Source organism: Streptomyces tropicalis (genome assembly GCF_029269835.1).
GTDB lineage: Bacteria > Actinomycetota > Actinomycetes > Streptomycetales > Streptomycetaceae > Streptomyces > Streptomyces tropicalis.
This window is the reverse complement of record NZ_JARJBB010000093.1, coordinates 1-1,057: the sequence shown is the minus strand read 5'-3', so window position 1 is coordinate 1,057 and position 1,057 is coordinate 1. Positions and strand designations below refer to the sequence as shown.

Below are 1,057 nucleotides of genomic sequence, written 5' to 3'. Positions count from 1 at the left end.
CTAGGTGTATTGATCACGAGCGTTGTTGACAGCTGCAGGGCTTGATCATGGCGAAGACCTCCGGTGTGGTGGAGCTGTCTAGGACTGCACCGCACGGAGGTCTTCGTGTCCCACCGTAATGCCCGGCTGACCGTTCATGGCAGGCGGCTGCTGGTCGAGCGTGTCCGTTCCGGCCGCCCTGTCGCGCATGTCGCTGCCGAGATGGGTATCTCCCGGGCCACGGCCCACAAGTGGCTGCGCCGCTGGCGAGCAGAGGGCCAAGCCGGCCTGCACGACCGTCCCAGCCGGCCCCACAGGACGCCGCACCGCACGGCAGTAGCGGTCGAGGACCGCATCTGCCGCCTGCGGCAGGACCGCAAGCTCGGCCCGGCCCGCATCGGCCCGATCCTGGGCCTGCCCGCCTCGACCGTGCACCGGGTCCTGACCCGGCACGGTTTGAACCGCCTGGCTTTCCTGGACCGCCCCACCGGCCAGGTCATCCGCCGCTACGAACGCAGCCGGCCCGGCGAGCTCGTGCACGTGGACGTCAAGAAACTCGGCCGCATCCCCGACGGCGGAGGCTGGCGCGTCCACGGCCGTGCCGCCTGCCCCGACCGCCGCCGCACCACCGGCTTCGACTACATCCACTCCGCCGTCGATGACCACAGCCGCCTGGCCTACAGCGAAGTCCTCAGCGACGAGAAGGCCACCACCTGCGCGGCCTTCCTGACCCGGGCCGCAGCCTTCTTCGCCACCTGCGGCATCGACCGGATCGAACGCGTCCTGACGGACAACGCCTGGCCCTACCGCAAGAGCTTCGCCTGGCGGCAGGCGCTCGACGACCTCGGCGCGGCCGGCAAGCTCACCCGCATCTACCGGCCGCAGACCAATGGCAAGGTGGAACGCTTCAACCGCACCCTGCTCGACGAGTGGGCCTACCTGCGGCCCTACACCAGCAACGACGAACGCACGGCCGCCCTGGCAGACTTCCTGCACACCTACAACCACCACCGCTGCCACACCGCACTCGGCGGCCAGCCACCGATCAGCCGTGTGAACAACCCTGCGGGTCAATACA

Annotated in this window: 1 protein-coding gene; it reads left to right on the top strand. The window is 69.3% G+C overall.

What is annotated here, in order from left to right; genetic code table 11:
- Positions 1 to 105: 105 nt before the first annotated feature.
- On the top strand, positions 106 to 1,057 hold a 952-nt coding region (locus P3H78_RS33145), incomplete at its 3' end, for an IS481 family transposase (protein WP_276112879.1).